The organism is Rugamonas aquatica, assembly GCF_009380215.1.
Lineage (GTDB): Bacteria > Pseudomonadota > Gammaproteobacteria > Burkholderiales > Burkholderiaceae_D > Rugamonas > Rugamonas aquatica_B.
On record NZ_WHUG01000020.1, the window covers coordinates 111,186 to 127,839 of the forward strand.

Genomic DNA, 16,654 nt, shown 5'->3' on the forward strand with positions numbered 1-16,654 from the left:
CGACCAGCGCCCCATAGGTGAATCATGTTGAATAATCTGAGTATCAAGAAAAAACTCACGTTCGGATTTGGCGCCATCATCGCCATCATTCTGGTGCTGCTCACCATGTCGTACAATAATTTCAGCCAGCTGTCGACCGCCAGCGGGTGGGATCGGCACACGCTGGAGGTACTGCTGGAGGCGAACAAGATCGAGACCGCCCTGCTGCAGATCCAGACGTCGACCCGTGGCTTCATGCTGACCGGCGAGGAAAGCACCACCAAGCAGATTCCCATCGAAGAGGAATCCGTGCACCGCCACCTGGCCGCCATCAAGACTCTCACGTTGGACAATCCGGCGCAGCAGGAGCGTCTGAAGCGCCTGGGGCCGATGATGGACAACTGGGTCATCAATGTGATCCATCCGCTGCTGGAAAAGCGCCGCGAATTGAACAAGCATGTCGGCGTGACGCAGCAGGTGGCCACAGCGGCCGATGTGCTCAACGGCTCCAAGACCATCTCCGAAGTACGCGCGCTGATACGGGAGATCAGCGACGAGGAAAGCCGCCTGCTGGCGCTGCGTTCCAAGCTGGCCGGCGATCTGCAGCAGAACATGTCGCTGATCCTGATCATCGGCGGCAGCCTGTGCGTGGTGCTGGCCATCGTCATCGGCTACCTGCTGACCAAGGCGCTGCTGGCGCCCCTTAACAACCTGACGCACGCGGTGGGCCGCATCGCCGCCGGCGAACAGTCGGCGCGGGCAGCGGTGCTGTCGTCCGATGAACTGGGCCAGGTGACGACGGAATTCAACCGCATGGCGCAATCGATCCAGGACAGCCAGGCCAACGAACTGGCCGCCACCAACCTGCTCAAGTCCAAGGTCGATTCCTTGCTGGGCGTGGTCTCCAAGGCCGCCGCCGGCGACTTGACCGGCAAGATCGAGGTGGCCGGCAGCGACGCCATCGGCCAGCTCGCGCATGGCCTGGACCGCATGTTCGAAAACCTGCGCGCCCTGCTCAACAACGTGCAGAAGGCCGGCATCCAGGTCACGACATCGGCCACCGAGATCGCCGCCTCCGCCAAGCAGCAAGAAGCCACCGGCATCGAGCAGGCGCAGACCAGCGTCGAGATCCTCAGCACCACCAAGGAAATCTCCGCCAACACCTCGCAGCTGCTCAAGACGATGGAAGACGCCACCGCGGTGGCCGACTACACCACCAGCGCCACCGCCGACGCCCAGAACAACCTGCGCCGCATGGACAGCACCATGCAGCACATGGTCTCGGCCACCGACTCGATCAACGCCAAGCTGGCGGCGTTGTCGGAGAAGGCTTCCAACATCAACAGCGTGCTCATTACGATCACCAAGGTGGCCGACCAGACCAACATCCTCTCGCTCAACGCCGCCATCGAAGCTGAAAAGGCCGGCGAGGCGGGACGCGGCTTCTCGGTGGTCGCGACCGAAATCCGCCGCCTGGCCGACCAGACCTCCGTCTCCACCTGGGACATCGAGCAGATGCTCAAGGAGATGCAGTCGGCGGTGTCGGCCAGCGTGATGGGCATGGACAAATTCTCCGAAGAGATACGCCGCAGCGTCGGCGAGGTGCGCCAGGTGACGGACCAGCTGTCCGGCGTGATGGACCAGGTGCAGAAACTGGCGCCGCAGTTCGACGCCGTGCTGCAGGGGATGCAGTCGCAGGCCGTGGGCGCGCAGCAGATTTCGGAGACCATGATGCAGCTGAACGACGCCACCCAGCAGACCGTGGAATCGCTCAAGGCCACCAGCGAAGCGGTGCACCAGCTGCAGTACGCGGCGGGCGACCTGCAATCGAGCGTTGCCAACTTTGCCGTTGCGGCTTGAGCATGGGACAATGCCGCATCTATGACGGCGCCTGGAGAAAGAATGTTTAAAGACTTGAGCATCAAGAAAAAGCTGTACATGAGTTTTGGCGCCATCCTGGCCATCATCCTGTTGCTGCTGTCGATCGCCTACAACAAATTCAACAGCCTGTCCGAAGCCAACGGGTGGGACAGGCATACGATGGAAGTGATCCAGGCCATCGACAGCCTGCGCAACAACCTGCTGGAAGTGCAGGTCGAAGCGCGCGGCTACTACCTGACCGGGTCCGCCGTTCGGCTGGAGCGCACGCGCAAGGAGATGGCCGACATCACCCCCTCCATCATCAAGCTGCAGAAAATCACCAGCGACAATCCCAACCAGGTGGCCCGCTTCAAGAAACTGGAAGCGATGATTAACGTCTGGTCCGGTGAAGTCATCGAATCGCAACTGGCCATGCGCGCCGACCTGGGCGACAAGCCCGGCGCCGCCGACGCCATGGGCCGCACGCCACAGCTGTCCGGCACCGGCGTGAATACCGTCATCGGCGAAATCTACCGCTTCATGGCGGAAGCCGCGGCCGAAGAACAGCACCTGCTGGCCGAACGGTCCTCCGCTTCCAATCGGCTGCAGGACACCATGCGCCTGGTGCTGACGGCTGGCGGCCTGGCCTGCGTGGTGCTGTCGGCAGTGGTGGCATGGCTGCTGGCGAGTTCATTGCTGGCGCCCCTGAACAACCTGACGCACGCGGTTGGCCGTATCACCGCCGGCGAACAATCGGCGCGGGCAGCGGTGCTGTCGTCCGATGAACTGGGCCAGGTGACGACGGAATTCAACCGCATGGCGCAATCGATCCAGGACAGCCAGGCCAACGAGCTGGCCGCCACCAACCTGCTCAAGTCCAAGGTCGATTCCCTGCTGGGCGTCGTCTCCAAGGCCGCCGCCGGCGACTTGACCGGCAAGATCGAGGTGGCCGGCAGCGACGCCATCGGCCAGCTGGCGCATGGCCTGGACCGCATGTTCGAAAACCTGCGCGCCCTGCTCAACAACGTGCAGAAGGCCGGCATCCAGGTCACGACATCGGCCACCGAAATCGCCGCCTCCGCCAAGCAGCAGGAAGCCACCGGCATCGAGCAGGCGCAGACCAGCGTCGAGATCCTCAGCACCACCAAGGAAATCTCCGCCAACACCTCGCAACTGCTCAAGACGATGGAAGACGCCACCGCGGTGGCCGACTACACCACCAGCGCCACCGCCGACGCCCAGAACAACCTGCGCCGCATGGACAGCACCATGCAGCACATGGTCTCGGCCACCGATTCGATCAACGCCAAGCTGGCGGCGTTGTCGGAGAAGGCTTCCAACATCAACAGCGTGCTCATTACGATCACCAAGGTGGCCGACCAGACCAACATCCTCTCGCTCAACGCCGCCATCGAAGCCGAGAAAGCCGGTGAAGCGGGACGCGGCTTCTCGGTGGTCGCCACCGAAATCCGCCGCCTGGCCGATCAGACCTCCGTCTCCACCTGGGACATCGAGCAGATGCTCAAGGAGATGCAGTCGGCGGTATCGGCCAGCGTGATGGGCATGGACAAATTCTCCGAAGAGATACGCCGCAGCGTCGGCGAGGTGCGTCAGGTGACGGACCAGCTGTCCGGCGTGATGGACCAGGTGCAGAAACTGGCGCCGCAGTTCGACGCCGTGCTGCAGGGGATGCAGTCGCAGGCCGTCGGCGCGCAGCAGATTTCGGAAACCATGATGCAGTTGAACGACGCCACCCAGCAGACGGTGGAGTCGCTCAAGGCCACCAGCGAAGCGGTGCACCAGTTGCAGTACGCGGCGGGCGATCTGCAATCGAGCGTCGCCAACTTTGCCGTTGCGGCCTGACGGGAGCGCGCGATGAAGCTGCTGATCTTCCACATCGGCGCCGACCGCTACGGCTTGCGCCTGCGCGACGTGGTGCGCGTGCTGCCGCTGCTGGAACTGAAGCACCTGCCGCTGGCGCCGGACGCCGTGGCCGGCCTGATGGACTTCCACGGCCAGTCGGTGCCGGTGATCGATTTGTGCCGCGCCAGCGGCCTGCCCACCGGCGCCGATCATTTTGACACCCGCATCATCGTCGTGGACTATCACTCGCCCGAAGGCACGGCCCACCTGCTAGGCCTGCGCGCGGAGCGCGTGCTGGGCGTGCAGGAGGTAGCGGAGGCGCAGCTGGCCGACAGCGGCGTCACGGCCGCGCCCTTCCTCGGCCAGGTGGCCAGCGACGCGGGCGGCATGCTGCAACTGGTCGAACTTGAACAACTGCTGCCTGCGTCGCTGCGCGCGACGCTGTTCCAGACATGACTCCCGTACAAGCCATGCTGCACGAGGCCACCGGCTTGACGTTGTCCAAGTCCTCGGTCGAACGCGCGATCAGGCACCGCATGGAGCAGACCGCCGCCGCCAATCATGACCTCTACCTGGAGCGCATGACGCCGGAAGAGCTGACGGCGCTGGTGGAGCTGGTGGTGGTGCCGGAGTCGTGGTTCTACCGCGATCAGCAAGCCTTCCAGGCCGCCAGCGAATTTGTCCGTGCGCGGCTGGCCGCCGATGCCGGCCGTATGGTCCGCATCCTGTCCATCCCCTGCGCCGGCGGCGAGGAACCCTACACCATGGCGATGGTGCTGGCCGATGCCGGCGTGCCGGCGGACAGCTTCATCATCGACGCCTACGACATCAGCGCCGGCTGCATCGCCCGCGCCAAGAGCGGCGTCTACGGCCGCAATGCCTTCCGCAGCCAGGACCTGGGCTTCCGCGACCGCCACTTCACCAGCGACGGCAGCAGCGACGACTACAGCATCAGCGACGCGCTGCGCAAACAGGTGCGCTTCAAGCAGGGCAATCTGCTGGAACTCGACCTGGGTGCACGGACCGGTTACTACGATGTGATCTTCTGCCGCAATCTGCTGATCTACTTCGACAAGCCAACCACCAAGGCCGCCATCACCAGGCTGGAAACCTTGCTCTCCGAAGACGGCCTGCTGTTCGCCGGCTATGCGGAAGTGCCGTCGTTCTGCCAGTACGGCTTTATGCCGCTCCAGTATCCACAGGCTTTCGGCTTGCGCAAGGAAGGTTCGTCAGCCAACAAGCGGGTCGCAACACCCGCCGCCAAGACGGCGCCGCGCGCCGCGCGCTCTGCTGCCGTCCGCCCCGCTCCGGCTGTGACGCCTGCCCCCGCGCCTGCGCCCACGCGGGTACGCGCCGGTGCGCCGACGCCGATGCCGGTGGCGCACACGCCCCTGCCCGCCGCCGACCTGCTGGCCGAAGCGCGCCGCCTGGCCGACCTGGGGCAGCTGAAGGAAGCCGAAAACAAAAGCCGCGACCACCTGGCGCAATCGCCCGATTCGGCGGAAGCGTATTTCATCCTCGGCCTGGTCAACGAACTGACGAACAAGCACAAGCTCGCCGAAGATTACTGGAAGCGCTGCATCTACCTGCAACCGGACCACTACGAAGCCTTGTGCCACCTGGCCCTGCTGGCCGAGACCAATAACGACCCGGCCGGCGCCAGCGCGCTCAAGGCCCGCGCCGCGCGCATCTACAAACGCCAGCAGGAATCATAAGGGCGCCCGACCATGACCACTACCACCTCCCCTATCGCCATCGCCAGCATCGACGACTGCTGGAACCGCATCGGCGTCATCGGCGACCAAAGCTGCGAGAAGCTGGAGCAGGCTGTCCACTGCCGCAATTGCGAAGTGTATGCGGGCGCCGCCCAGCGCAACCTTCAGCGCGCCGTCGGCGACGACTACAAGAAAGACTGGGCCGCCCACTTCCGCCAGGCCGCCGCCGGCGCGCAGCAGCTCGACGCCTCCTGCCTGGTGTTCCGCATCGGCCGCGAATGGCTGTCGCTGCCGACCAAAATGTTTGTCTCGGTGGCGCCGCAGGCCAAGCCGCACCGCCTGCCGCACCGCACGGAGCGCGGCTTGAGCGGCATCGTCAACGTCGGCGGCACGCTGTATCCCTGCATGTCGCTGGCGGCGCTGCTGGGCATCGACGAAAGCGAGGGCGAAGCCGCCACCAACCGCCACACCTTCGCGCGCCTGCTGCTGACGCAATGGGAAGACCAGGCCTACGCCCTGCCGGTGGCCGACCTGCACGGCATCCTGCGCTACGCCACCGCCACGGTGCAGGCGCCGGCCGCCACCATCAACAAAGGCCTGTCGCGCTTCCTGTCCGGCGTGATAGCGCATGAAGACATGCACATCGGCGTGCTCGACTCGGCGCTGATCGGCTACCAACTTGCGAGGACACTGCGATGAGCCAGGACAATAACGGAGACCTCAGCCAGTTCTCCATGCTGGACCTGTTCCGCATGGAGGCGGACAGCCAGACCCAGATCCTCACCGACGGCCTGCTGGCGATGGAACGCCTGAAGGACGACGCCAGCGCCGTCGAATCGATGATGCGCGCGGCGCACTCGATCAAGGGTGCGGCTTCGATCGTCGGCCTGGAGGTGGTGGTGCAGCTGGCGCACGGCATGGAGGACGCCTTCATCGCCGCCCAGCACGGCAAGCTGGCGCTCTCGCCCAACCGCGTCGACGTGCTGCTGGCCGGGGTCGACCTGATACTGCAGCTTTCGCGCCTGCAGGACAGCGGCGTCGACGCCTGGCTGGGCGCCAACTCCGCGCTGATCCGGAAAACGCTGGACGCCATCGCGACCATCGCATTCCTGCCCGAGCCGGTCAACCTGCAGGTGGAAGCGGGCCTGGCGCCGCCTGCGCCCGCACCGGCCGCACCCATTGCATTCCCGCCCGGCGAGCTGCCGGTAGCCGCCGCGCCGTCCGCACCTGCGCCCGATGAAGCTCCGGCCATCGCCACACGCACGCCGGCCGCACTGAAGACGGCGCAGAACTTCGACCGTCTGCTGTCGCTGGCCAGCGAGTCGCGCATCAACGCGCACCAGATGCATCCCTTCATCCAGGACATGCAGCGCTTCAAGCGCAACCAGAGCAGCCTGTTCGCGCTGATCGAGCAGCTGCACGAGGCGATCTCCAACAGCAGCGACGCCGGACTGAAAGAGAAATCCCTGCTGGCGCTGCAAAAAACCCATCCGCTCAAACAGTTCGTACTGGAGCACATCGCCGACATCGAAGCCTACGAACGCCGCCTGCTGGCCGTATCGCAAGGCATGGTGGACGAAGTGCTGACGCTGCGCATGCGTCCCTTCCGCGACGGTGTGCAGGCCTTCCCGCGCATGGTGCGCGACCTGGCGCGCGGCATGGGCAAGGACGTGCGGCTGGAGATCATCGGCGAGGACACGCTGGTCGACCGCGACATCCTGGCCCGTATCGAAAGCCCGCTCAACCACATGCTGCGCAACGCCGTCGACCACGGCATGGACACGGCGGAACAGCGCATCGCCGTCGGCAAGCCCGGCGCCGGCACCATCGTGCTGGAGGCGAAGCACCGCGCCGGCATGCTCAGTATCGAGATCAGCGACGACGGCAAGGGCGTGGACCTGGAAAAAATCCGCGCCCGCGTGATCGACCGCAAAATGGCCAGCGCGCAGATGGCGGCCTCGCTGTCGCCCGCAGAGCTGATGGAGTTCCTGTTCCTGCCGGCCTTCAGCCTGAAGGAAAGCACCACCGAGATTTCCGGGCGCGGCGTCGGCCTGGACATCGTGCACGAGACCATCCGTTCGCAGAACGGCACCGTGCGCATCGAATCCGAACTGGGCGTCGGCTTCCGCACCTACATCACGCTGCCGCTGACGCAGTCGATCGTGCGCGCGCTGGTGGTGGACGTCAAGGGCGAGGCTTATGCTGTCCCCATCGTGCAGGTGGAGCGCGTCATCAAGGTGCCGCAGTCCGCCATCCACACGCTCGAAAGCAAGCAGTTCTTCGATTTCGGCGGCGAGCATCTGGGCCTGGTCTCCGCCGCGCAGGTGCTGGAACTGGGCGACACCGACTCCAGCAGCGAAGAGCTGGCGGTGGTGGTCATCGGCAGCGGCGCGCGCCGCTACGCGCTGGTGGTGGAGGCCATACGCGGCGAACAAAGCCTGGCGGTGCAAGCCATCGATCCGATCTTCGGCAAGATGCGCGACATCGCCGCCGCCGCCCTGCTCGACGACGGCGAGCCGGTGCTGATCCTCGACGTGCCGGACCTGCTGATCTCCATCGACAAGCTGCTGCACGAAGGCGGCCTGCATCAGCTGACCAAGTCCGACCAGGCCGAGCGCCGCAAGACCAAGCGCATCCTGGTGGTCGACGATTCGCTCACCGTGCGCGAGATGGAGCGCAAGCTGCTGCTCAGCCGCGGCTTCCTGGTCGACATCGCCATCGACGGCATCGACGGCTGGAACGTGGTGCGCAGCGGCGACTACGACCTTGTCATCACCGATGTCGACATGCCGCGCATGGACGGCATCGAGCTGGTGACGCTGATAAAAAAAGACATACACCTGCATAAGCTGCCAGTCATGATAGTCTCTTACAAAGACCGTCCCGAGGACCGCGCACGCGGCCTGTCCGCCGGCGCAGACTACTACCTGACCAAGGGCAGCTTCCACGACGAGACGCTGCTGGACGCCGTCAGCGATTTAATTGGAGACGCCCGCAGATGAAGATCGCCATCGCCAACGATGTCGCCATGGCAGCCGAAGCGTTGCGGCGCGTGGTCGCCAGCACCGCCGAGCACCAGGTGCTGTGGATCGCGCGCACCGGCGCGGAGGCGGTACGCATGTGCGCGGACAACCGGCCCGACCTGATCCTGATGGACCTGAACATGCCGGAGCTGGACGGCGTCGAGGCGACGCGCCAGATCATGGAGCAAAGCCCGTGCGCCATCCTGGTCGTCACCGGCCGGCCGCAGGACAACGTCAACCAGGTGTTCCGCGCGCTGGGCGCCGGTGCGCTGGACGTGACGGCGACCCCGGTCCTGCAGGGCCAGCCGGGCGGCGACGCCGAGCTGCTGGCCAAGATCCGCACCATGGACAAGCTGATACGCCACAGCGGCGGCAGCCAGGCGATGATGCCGCGATCGGCGGCCAACGGCAACGGCCACGGCGCCAACGGCGCGGACGCGGTGGAGCGCGTCACCTCGCTGCTGGCGATCGGCGCCTCCACCGGCGGCCCGATGGCGGTCTCCAAAATGCTGGCGGGATGGAAGCCGCCGCGCGGCTGCGCGGTGGTGGTGGTGCAGCACATCGACCAGCACTTCGCCGACAATTTCGCCCGCTGGCTGGGCGAGCAGCTGGAAATGCCCGTGCGCGCCGCCGAGGAAGGCGACGAGCTGGTGGCGGGCACCGTCCTGATCGCAAAGAGCAACGACCACTTAACGCTGGATCAAAACTATCGACTGCGTTACGATGCAGAGCCGAAGGACTACGCCTACCGTCCGTCGGTCGATGTGTTTTTCCGTTGCGTGGCGCAGCACTGGAAGGGCGAAGCGGTGGGCGTGCTGTTGACCGGCATGGGCCGCGACGGCGCGGAAGGCTTGCTGGCCATGCGCCGCGCCGGCCAGGCCACCATCGCCCAGGACCAGGGCAGCAGCGCCGTCTACGGCATGCCGCGCGCCGCCGCGGAGCTGGACGCGGCACAGATGATTTTACCGCTGATGAAGATCGGACCAGTCTTGCGCAGCACCTTGGGCGGCCGTTCCTGAAAGAGAATACTGATGTCAGAAGCACTTGTAGTCCCAACCGATCCGGAACAATCGCTGACCAGCTTCAAGGTCAGGGTACTGCTGGTGGACGACCAGCTAATCATCGTCGAGGCGGTGCGCCGCATGTTGAGCGACCAGCCCGATATCGAATTCCACTACGTGACCGACGCCACGCTGGCGGTGCAGTCGGCGCAGCAGCTGCAACCGACCGTCATCCTGCAGGATCTGGTGATGCCCACCATCGACGGCTTTGGCCTGATCCAGCTGTACCGCGATCAGGAAGAGCTGCGCAACGTACCGGTGATCGTGCTGTCGGCGAAGGAAGACCCCAAGCTGAAGGCGCACAGCTTCGCCACCGGCGCCAACGATTACATGGTCAAGCTGCCGGACAAGCTGGAACTGCTGGCTCGCATCCGCTACCACTCGGGCGCCCACATCAGCCGCCTGCAGCGCGACCAGGCGTTCCGCTTTCTGCGCGCGAGCCAGAAGCAGCTGGCCGACGCCAACATCGAGCTGCAAAAGCTGGCGGCGCTCGACGGCCTGACCGGCATCGCCAACCGCCGCCGCTTCGACGACACCATGCGTATCGAATGGCAGCGCGGCCAGCGCGACAAGAAGCCACTGACGCTGCTGTTGTGTGACGTAGATTTCTTCAAACTGTATAACGACAGCTTCGGCCACCTGGCGGGCGATTTGTGCCTGAAAAAAGTGGCAGCTGTCCTGACCGAACATTTAAAGCGACCGGCCGACCTGGCCGCGCGCTACGGCGGCGAGGAATTCGCGATTATCCTGCCGGAGACACCACTGACTGGGGCACTGATCGTGGCCGAGTCGTGCCGCCGTCACCTGGAACAGCTGGCCATCGAGAATCCGCAGGCCGATACCGAGTTCTCCACCGTGACCATGTCGATAGGCGTGGCCAGCGTGGTGCCGTCGGCATCGTCCAGCGTCGATCAGCTGATCCAGCAAGCCGACCAGGCACTGTACGCCGCCAAGCGCAGCGGCCGTAACCGCGTGGTGAACGCGGAAGACCTGCCTGGTCTCCCAACCTGAATCGAACCTAGGAAAAACAGCAGTATGAGTGCTCAATTTGATCAAGTCAGCGTCGTCAAGAAATCGAACATCTACTTCGACGGCAAATGCGTTTCGCACAATGTGATTTTCGCCGACGGCAGCAAGAAAAGCGTCGGCGTGATTTTCCCGTCCAGCCTGACCTTCAACACCGGTGCGCCGGAAACGATGGAGATCATCGGCGGCGTATGTAAGGTGCGCCTGGCCGGCGCCAGCGCATGGCAGACCTACGCGGCGGGCCAGCAGTTCAACGTGGCCGCCAATTCGAGTTTCGATATCGAGACCGTCGAGACGGTCGATTACGTTTGCCACTTCGGCTAACGCGATACAAGGCGGGCCTGGCCCGCCTTTTTCAAATGAAGACCGGCTCCGGTTCCAGCAGCACGCCATAGCGCGCCTGCACATCCGCCTGGATCGCGCGCGCCAGCGCCACCACATCGGCGCCTTGCGCGCCGCCGTTATTCACCAGCACCAGCGCCTGTTTCGGGTACACGCCCGCAGCACCCAGGTTGCGCCCCTTCCATCCGCACTGGTCGATCAGCCAGCCCGCCGCCAGCTTTTCGCTGCCATCAGGCTGCGCGTGATGAACCAGCGCCGGGAAGCGCTCCAGCAGCGCCGCGCATTGCGCGCCCGTCACCACGGGGTTCTTGAAGAAGCTGCCGGCGTTGCCGATCACCGCAGGATCGGGCAGCTTGCGGCGGCGGATCGCGATCACCGTGTCGGCCACCTGCTGCGCGCTCGGCGCGGCGATGCCCTGCTCCGCCACCGCCTGCGCCAGTTCCGCATAGCGCAGATTGGGCTGCCACTGCTTGGGCAGCGCGAAGCAGACGTCGACGATGATCAGGTGGCGGCCATCGTCCTGCTTAAAGATGCTGTCGCGGTAGCCGAAGCGGCAGGCCGCGGCATCCATCGTGCGCGTGCTTGAGGTGGATGGATCGAACACGGTCACGCTGTGGAACACGTCCTTGGTTTCGAGGCCGTAGGCGCCGATATTCTGGATCGGCGCCGCGCCCACCGTGCCTGGGATCAGCGACAGATTTTCCAAACCGCCCAAGCCCTGCGCCAGCGTCCACTGCACGAACTCGTGCCAGTTCTCGCCGGCCGCCGCGCGCACGTAGTGGTGATGTTCGTCGCTGGCCAGCACCTCGCGGCCTTGCAGCGCGATGTGCAAAACCAGTCCGGGAAAGTCCTTCGTCAGCAGCAAATTGCTGCCGCCGCCGAGCACCAGCTTCGGCAAAGAAACCCAGGCGGCATCAGCAAAAACGCCGAGCAGTTGCTCTGTTTTTGTCACGCGCAAATACGCGTGCGCGCTCGCCGCGATGCCGAAGGTGTTGAGGGACTGCAATGGGAACTGGTATTGGATGGGGAACTGTGGATGCATGGAGGAAAAACCTGGGAAATTTGATCGATTATAGAGCGAAACAAGTAAAAAACCAGCGTCGATATGGCGGCGATGGCCCGGTTGTCCGTTAAAATGTCAGTCTTTGATGAAGTGAGTTTGATTCATGCTGCATGCCACACGAAAAGGAAATAGTTATGCCGTCGTTTGATGTAGTCTCCGAAGCCGATATGATCGAAGTGAAGAATGCCGTCGAGCAATCTCAAAAAGAAATCGCCACCCGTTTCGATTTCAAGGGTACGGGCGCCTCTGTCGAGCACAAGGAAAACGAACTGACCGTCGTCGCCGACTCCGAATTCCAGCTGCAACAGGTCCGCGACGTGCTGACCAATAAACTGTCCAAGCGCAAGGTCGATGTCCGCTTCCTCGAAGACGGCGACATCAAGAAAATCGGCGGCGACAAGGTCAAGCAAGTGATCAAGATCAAGAACGGCATCGAATCCGACGATGCCAAGAAAATCGTGCGCGTCATCAAAGACAGCAAGATGAAAGTCCAGGCGAGCATCCAGGGCGACGCCGTGCGCGTCACCGGCGCCAAGCGCGACGATCTGCAAGCGGCCATGGCCATGCTGCGCAAGGACGTGCCCGAAATGCCGCTGGAATTCAACAACTTCCGCGACTGACCTCCTCGCGCGACGCCCGGCGCGGCGTCACAATGCTGTAGTACACATGGAGTAGAATCAAAGCGGGCTCCATGCAGGTGTACTCACGCGCGACCGCATTTCACGCATAGCGTCGGGCTTTACGCCCGGCAACCAACTTCGGTAGTCTAAGGATAGCAATGAAACGTGTTGATGATTTCCGCCTGCGATTTGGCAAAAACGAGTACGTGCCCATCATGGTTGGCGGAATGGGCGTGGATATTTCGACGTCCGAACTGGCGCTGGAAGCAGCCCGCTTGGGCGGCATCGGCCACATCTCCGATGCGATGGTGGAAGACGTGTCCGATCGCAAGTTCGACACCAGCTTCGTCAAGGACAAGACCAAGCTCTACAAGTTCAACATCAACAACATGGACAAGTCCGTGGTGCAGTTCGACCTGGAACGCCTGGCCGACGCGCAGCGCCGCCACATCGGCGCCACCATGGCGGCGAAGCAAGGCCCCGGCCTGATCTTCGTCAACTGCATGGAAAAGCTGACCATGAACGGCCCGCGCGAAACCCTGCGCACCCGCCTGAACGCGGCGCTGGACGCCGGCATCGACGGCATCACGCTGTCGGCCGGTTTGCACTTCGGCTCGTTCGCGCTGATGGCCGACCACCCGCGCTTCCGTGAAGCCAAGCTGGGCATCATCGTGTCATCGGTGCGCGCGCTGCAGATCTTCCTGCGCAAGAACGCCAAGCTGGACCGTCTGCCCGACTACATCATCGTCGAAGGCCCGCTGGCCGGCGGCCACCTGGGCTTCGGCATGGACTGGGCCGAGTACGACCTGATGACCATCACCCAGGAACTGCTGGACTACCTGAAGGCGGAAAACCTGGACATCCCGCTGATCGCCGCCGGCGGCATCTTCACCGGCAGCGACGCAGTGCGCTTCCTGGAAGCGGGCGCGGCGGGCGTGCAGGTGGCGACCCGCTTCACCGTCACCAACGAATGCGGCCTGCCGGCCAAGGTCAAGCAGGAGTATTACAAGGCGTCGGAAGAAGACATCATCGTCAACGGCGTTTCGCCTACCGGTTATCCGATGCGCATGCTGAAGAACACGCCGGCCATCGGCGCGGGCATTCGTCCGGGCTGCGAATCGTACGGCTACCTGCTGGACGCTACCGGCAACTGCGCCTACATCAATTCGTACAACCGCGAAGTGGCGGCGCATCCGACCGAGAAGAACATCGTGGTCATGGACAAGACCTGCCTGTGCACCCACATGCGCAACTTCAACTGCTGGACCTGCGGCCACTACACCTACCGCCTGAAGGACACCACGCACAAGAAGGCCAACGGCGAGTACCAGCTGCTGACCGCCGAGCATGTGTTCAAGGACTATCAGTTCAGCGTGGACAACCAGATCGCCCTTCCTGAAAAAGAAGAGGTCTGAATGAAGAACGGCGCTCACTGAGCGCCGTTTTTTTAGCCCTCGGAATTGATCCGGGCAATTAGCGCCCCCAGCACCTCTTCCGCCCGCTCATTGTCGACCTGGCAGGTGCCGGCATTCTCGTGCCCGCCGCCGCCGTACTCCAGCATCAGCGCACCGATATTGGTCTTCGACGTGCGGTTCAAAATCGACTTGCCGGTGGCGAACACCGTGTTCTGGTTCTTCAGTCCCCACAGCACGTGGATCGAGATATTCGTCTGCGGATACATCGCATAGATGATGAAGCGGTTGCCGGCGTAGATGATCTCTTCGTCGCGCAGGTCCAGCACCACCAGGTTCTTGTGCACCGTGGCGCAGCGGCGGATTTGCTCCTTGCACTTCTCGGCATGCTCGAAGTACAGCTCCTTGCGCTCCTTCACGTCCGGCAAGGCCATGATCTCGGCGATCGTGTGGTTCTTGCAGTAATCGATCAAGTCCATCATCAGGTTGTAGTTCGAGATGCGGAACTCGCGGAAGCGGCCCAGGCCGGTACGCGCATCCATCAGGAAGTTCAGCAAATCCCAGCCTTCCGGATTCAACACTTCCTGCTCGTTGAAGCGCGCGGCGTCGCCCTTGTCCACCGCCACCATCATGTCGTGCCACGAGGCGGGGAAAGCCTTCTCGGCGCCGTAGTAATCGTAGACCACGCGCGCGGCCGACGGCGCTTCCGGGTGGATCACATGATTCTTGCGATCGCCGGTGTTGCGGATGGTTTCCGACAAGTGGTGGTCGAAGGCGATGTGCACGCCAGGGACGAAAGGCAGGTTGGTGGTGATGTCATTGTCGCTGATGGCGATCTTACCGTCCTGCATATCCTTCGGATGGACGAACAGGATCTCATCGATCATATCCAGATGCTTCAACAGGACTGCGCACACCAAACCGTCGAAGTCGCTGCGCGTTACCAGACGAAATTTTTTTGCTTCTGACATGAATGCACCCCTAGTGGATTGAACACGACGATGGACTAATGATACAACCCAAATCTGCACGTGGACAGCAATTGTCATGACACGTTGCAATACGTCACATCGGACCGGGCCACCTTTCGATTGTTAAGAAATCAAAAATCCGTGTGGTCTCTGTCTCAAATGTGGAAAAACCACAAACTTGCATTTTGGATTACCTAGAATGGCCGCGCTGCCCCATTCGACCGGCAGCCCCTTCCTATCCCATCCGCAAGAGGAGACCGAAACCATGCCGCGTATTTCCACCCTGCTCGGGCTGGCCATTTCAGGCTGCCTGAGCCTGTCCAGTCCGACGTTGTTTGCTCAAACCGCGCCAATCGGCGCATCGCCACAGGCGCAACTCGACGGCGCCAGCAGCGCCGCCCGGCGCGACTTCACGCAGTTCGTCCAGTTCCAGGTGCAGAACCATGCGGGCAGCGCGCCGCAGGGCTTCCCGCTGGACGTGGCCGATGTGCAGGACTTGAAAGATGCCCGCATCGCCTACGGTTTCCCGGTCTACACCATCGACCCGGCCGACCTGCTGGCCGGCCGCCGCGAACTGAAGGCGGTGGCCAAGCCCACCGGTATCTGGCGCTTCGTCGTCACCCTCAACGAACAGCCTATCGGCCTGGCCACGGTAGAGCAGGTCAACGGCAAATGGGAAACGGTGGCTTATGGCGCGACTGTGCTAGCCAAGGATCTGGATGCGGCGATGAGCGCCTACGGCAATGCCGACCGCTCGAACGTGCGCGTGCTGCGCATCTACCAGGCGCAATCCGATTTCCTGGAAGTCAGCGCCACCCAGAGCGGCGCCACCCGCTTCGCGCCGCTGCATTCGGCACGGCAGTCGCTGCTGCTGCAACGCAAAGCCGCCGGCGATGGCCTGCTCGATGCGAGCGAGTTGCTGGAGCCGCTGCGTGCGGCGGTCAAAAAGAATCTGGAGAGCGCGCGCTAAGCGGCTCGCAACTAGGAGACTCTCATGAAAAAATTGAACAGCCTGATATTGAGCGCGGCTTTGCTGGCGGCGCTGCCGTCCGCCTTCGCGCAATGGAAAACTCTGAACGTGCCGCTGGTGACGCAGGAGCATAGCCAGTGGTGCTGGGCCGGCTCCAGCAAGGCGGTGCTGAACTTCTATGGCCAGACACCCAGCCAGTGCCAGATCGTCAACTGGGCGTTCGGCCTGAACTACGCCTGCGGCAACACCAATTTCAACTGGAACAGCAACGCCAACCAGCCGAACAGCATGTATGGCAGCAATGGCAGCGTGCAAAACATCCTCAAGGCCTGGGGAGTGAGCAACACGGCCTACAGTTCAGCCTCGTCATGGAACAGCGTGGTGTCGGATATCAACGCGAATCGCCCGTTCGTCATCCGCTACGGTTGGAGCAGCGGCGGCGGCCACATCATGGTGGGACGCGGCTATGAAACGGCCAATGGCGTGAATTACGTTTACATCATGAATCCATGGCCGGGCGAAGGCCAGACCTACCGTACCTATGCCTCGGCGGTTTCGGCCTCGGATCATCAGTGGACTCACACGCAGCGCATGAATCAATAGACGAAAAAAAGCCCACCAGGATCACCTGGTGGGCTTTTTAGTATAACTAGCCTGACGATAACCTACTTTCACACTGGTTGCAGCACTATCATCGGCGCAGAGTTGTTTCACGGTCCTGTTCGGGATGGGAAGGGGTGGGACCAACT

15 protein-coding genes and 1 rRNA gene are annotated in these 16,654 nt (G+C 63.1%); 13 read left to right on the plus strand and 3 right to left on the minus strand.

Going from position 1 to position 16,654, the window contains the following annotated elements; translation table 11 throughout:
- Positions 1 to 24 precede the first annotated feature (24 nt).
- The 9 genes from GEV02_RS30285 to ppnP are packed head-to-tail and all read left to right on the plus strand — an operon-like array spanning position 25 to position 10,851.
- On the plus strand, positions 25 to 1,839 hold the full coding sequence (locus tag GEV02_RS30285) for a methyl-accepting chemotaxis protein (RefSeq protein ID WP_152841521.1): 1,815 nt from the start codon (positions 25 to 27) through the stop codon (positions 1,837 to 1,839).
- Positions 1,840 to 1,881: 42 nt separating this feature from the next.
- Positions 1,882 to 3,702 (plus strand): methyl-accepting chemotaxis protein, encoded by a 1,821-nt coding sequence (locus GEV02_RS30290; protein ID WP_152841522.1) that lies wholly within the window; start codon positions 1,882 to 1,884, stop codon positions 3,700 to 3,702.
- A 12-nt stretch (positions 3,703 to 3,714) separates the two neighbouring features.
- Positions 3,715 to 4,158 (plus strand): chemotaxis protein CheW, encoded by a 444-nt coding sequence (locus GEV02_RS30295; protein ID WP_152841523.1) that lies wholly within the window; start codon positions 3,715 to 3,717, stop codon positions 4,156 to 4,158.
- Positions 4,155 to 5,417, plus strand: coding sequence for a CheR family methyltransferase (locus GEV02_RS30300; RefSeq protein WP_152841524.1), 1,263 nt, complete (start codon positions 4,155 to 4,157; stop codon positions 5,415 to 5,417). The genes GEV02_RS30295 and GEV02_RS30300 overlap by 4 nt, the downstream gene beginning before the upstream one ends.
- A 12-nt stretch (positions 5,418 to 5,429) precedes the next feature.
- Positions 5,430 to 6,116 (plus strand): chemotaxis protein CheW, encoded by a 687-nt coding sequence (locus GEV02_RS30305; RefSeq protein WP_152841525.1) that lies wholly within the window; start codon positions 5,430 to 5,432, stop codon positions 6,114 to 6,116.
- Positions 6,113 to 8,419 (plus strand): hybrid sensor histidine kinase/response regulator, encoded by a 2,307-nt coding sequence (locus GEV02_RS30310; RefSeq protein ID WP_152841526.1) that lies wholly within the window; start codon positions 6,113 to 6,115, stop codon positions 8,417 to 8,419. Before GEV02_RS30305 ends, GEV02_RS30310 begins: the two co-directional genes overlap by 4 nt.
- Positions 8,416 to 9,459: a chemotaxis-specific protein-glutamate methyltransferase CheB gene (gene cheB, locus GEV02_RS30315; RefSeq protein ID WP_152841527.1), complete on the plus strand. Its 1,044-nt coding sequence runs from the start codon at positions 8,416 to 8,418 to the stop codon at positions 9,457 to 9,459. The genes GEV02_RS30310 and cheB overlap by 4 nt, the downstream gene beginning before the upstream one ends.
- Positions 9,460 to 9,471: 12 nt before the next feature.
- Entirely contained in the window at positions 9,472 to 10,512 is a 1,041-nt protein-coding gene (locus tag GEV02_RS30320; protein ID WP_152841528.1) for a diguanylate cyclase, read from the plus strand.
- 24 nt (positions 10,513 to 10,536) lie between these two features.
- Positions 10,537 to 10,851 carry a pyrimidine/purine nucleoside phosphorylase gene (ppnP, locus tag GEV02_RS30325; protein WP_070360207.1) on the plus strand — a complete coding sequence of 105 codons (315 nt, stop codon included), beginning with the start codon at positions 10,537 to 10,539 and terminating at the stop codon, positions 10,849 to 10,851.
- 31 nt (positions 10,852 to 10,882) lie between these two features.
- On the opposite strand, the gene murB is transcribed toward ppnP, so the two are convergent.
- Positions 10,883 to 11,911: a UDP-N-acetylmuramate dehydrogenase gene (gene murB / locus GEV02_RS30330; protein WP_152841529.1), complete on the minus strand. Its 1,029-nt coding sequence runs from the start codon at positions 11,909 to 11,911 to the stop codon at positions 10,883 to 10,885.
- Positions 11,912 to 12,066: 155 nt separating this feature from the next.
- Between murB and GEV02_RS30335 the strand changes: the two genes are divergently transcribed.
- Together GEV02_RS30335 and GEV02_RS30340 are read left to right on the plus strand one after the other, a co-directional pair.
- Positions 12,067 to 12,552 carry a YajQ family cyclic di-GMP-binding protein gene (locus GEV02_RS30335; RefSeq protein WP_008446569.1) on the plus strand — a complete coding sequence of 162 codons (486 nt, stop codon included), beginning with the start codon at positions 12,067 to 12,069 and terminating at the stop codon, positions 12,550 to 12,552.
- A gap of 158 nt (positions 12,553 to 12,710) precedes the next feature.
- The gene (locus tag GEV02_RS30340) at positions 12,711 to 13,967 is read left to right on the plus strand and encodes a nitronate monooxygenase (protein WP_152841530.1); all 1,257 of its coding nucleotides are present in this window, start codon (positions 12,711 to 12,713) and stop codon (positions 13,965 to 13,967) included.
- 32 nt (positions 13,968 to 13,999) lie between these two features.
- On the opposite strand, the gene GEV02_RS30345 is transcribed toward GEV02_RS30340, so the two are convergent.
- Complete coding sequence (locus GEV02_RS30345) at positions 14,000 to 14,935, minus strand: exopolyphosphatase (RefSeq protein ID WP_070272923.1); 936 nt, start codon at positions 14,933 to 14,935, stop codon at positions 14,000 to 14,002.
- A gap of 199 nt (positions 14,936 to 15,134) precedes the next feature.
- Here GEV02_RS30345 and GEV02_RS30350 point away from each other — a divergent pair, with 199 nt between their 5' ends.
- Positions 15,135 to 15,905, plus strand: coding sequence for a hypothetical protein (locus tag GEV02_RS30350; RefSeq protein ID WP_235923079.1), 771 nt, complete (start codon positions 15,135 to 15,137; stop codon positions 15,903 to 15,905).
- Positions 15,906 to 15,929: 24 nt separating this feature from the next.
- Entirely contained in the window at positions 15,930 to 16,508 is a 579-nt protein-coding gene (locus GEV02_RS30355) for a C39 family peptidase (RefSeq protein ID WP_152841531.1), read from the plus strand.
- Positions 16,509 to 16,557: 49 nt separating this feature from the next.
- Here GEV02_RS30355 and rrf read toward each other — a convergent pair.
- Positions 16,558 to 16,654: ribosomal RNA gene (gene rrf, locus GEV02_RS33905) — 5S ribosomal RNA — on the minus strand; the annotation flags it as partial.

What these genes read in the sequence shown, in the direction of transcription:
- GEV02_RS30285 (WP_152841521.1), top strand. Translation starts at nt 25, where the DNA reads ATGTTGAATAATCTGAGTATCAAGAAAAAACTCACGTTCGGATTTGGC.
- GEV02_RS30290 (WP_152841522.1), top strand. Translation starts at nt 1,882, where the DNA reads ATGTTTAAAGACTTGAGCATCAAGAAAAAGCTGTACATGAGTTTTGGC.
- GEV02_RS30295 (WP_152841523.1), top strand. Translation starts at nt 3,715, where the DNA reads ATGAAGCTGCTGATCTTCCACATCGGCGCCGACCGCTACGGCTTGCGC.
- GEV02_RS30300 (WP_152841524.1), top strand. Translation starts at nt 4,155, where the DNA reads ATGACTCCCGTACAAGCCATGCTGCACGAGGCCACCGGCTTGACGTTG.
- GEV02_RS30305 (WP_152841525.1), top strand. Translation starts at nt 5,430, where the DNA reads ATGACCACTACCACCTCCCCTATCGCCATCGCCAGCATCGACGACTGC.
- GEV02_RS30310 (WP_152841526.1), top strand. Translation starts at nt 6,113, where the DNA reads ATGAGCCAGGACAATAACGGAGACCTCAGCCAGTTCTCCATGCTGGAC.
- cheB (WP_152841527.1), top strand. Translation starts at nt 8,416, where the DNA reads ATGAAGATCGCCATCGCCAACGATGTCGCCATGGCAGCCGAAGCGTTG.
- GEV02_RS30320 (WP_152841528.1), top strand. Translation starts at nt 9,472, where the DNA reads ATGTCAGAAGCACTTGTAGTCCCAACCGATCCGGAACAATCGCTGACC.
- ppnP (WP_070360207.1), top strand. Translation starts at nt 10,537, where the DNA reads ATGAGTGCTCAATTTGATCAAGTCAGCGTCGTCAAGAAATCGAACATC.
- murB (WP_152841529.1), bottom strand. Translation starts at nt 11,911, where the DNA reads ATGCATCCACAGTTCCCCATCCAATACCAGTTCCCATTGCAGTCCCTC.
- GEV02_RS30335 (WP_008446569.1), top strand. Translation starts at nt 12,067, where the DNA reads ATGCCGTCGTTTGATGTAGTCTCCGAAGCCGATATGATCGAAGTGAAG.
- GEV02_RS30340 (WP_152841530.1), top strand. Translation starts at nt 12,711, where the DNA reads ATGAAACGTGTTGATGATTTCCGCCTGCGATTTGGCAAAAACGAGTAC.
- GEV02_RS30345 (WP_070272923.1), bottom strand. Translation starts at nt 14,935, where the DNA reads ATGTCAGAAGCAAAAAAATTTCGTCTGGTAACGCGCAGCGACTTCGAC.
- GEV02_RS30350 (WP_235923079.1), top strand. Translation starts at nt 15,135, where the DNA reads ATGGCCGCGCTGCCCCATTCGACCGGCAGCCCCTTCCTATCCCATCCG.
- GEV02_RS30355 (WP_152841531.1), top strand. Translation starts at nt 15,930, where the DNA reads ATGAAAAAATTGAACAGCCTGATATTGAGCGCGGCTTTGCTGGCGGCG.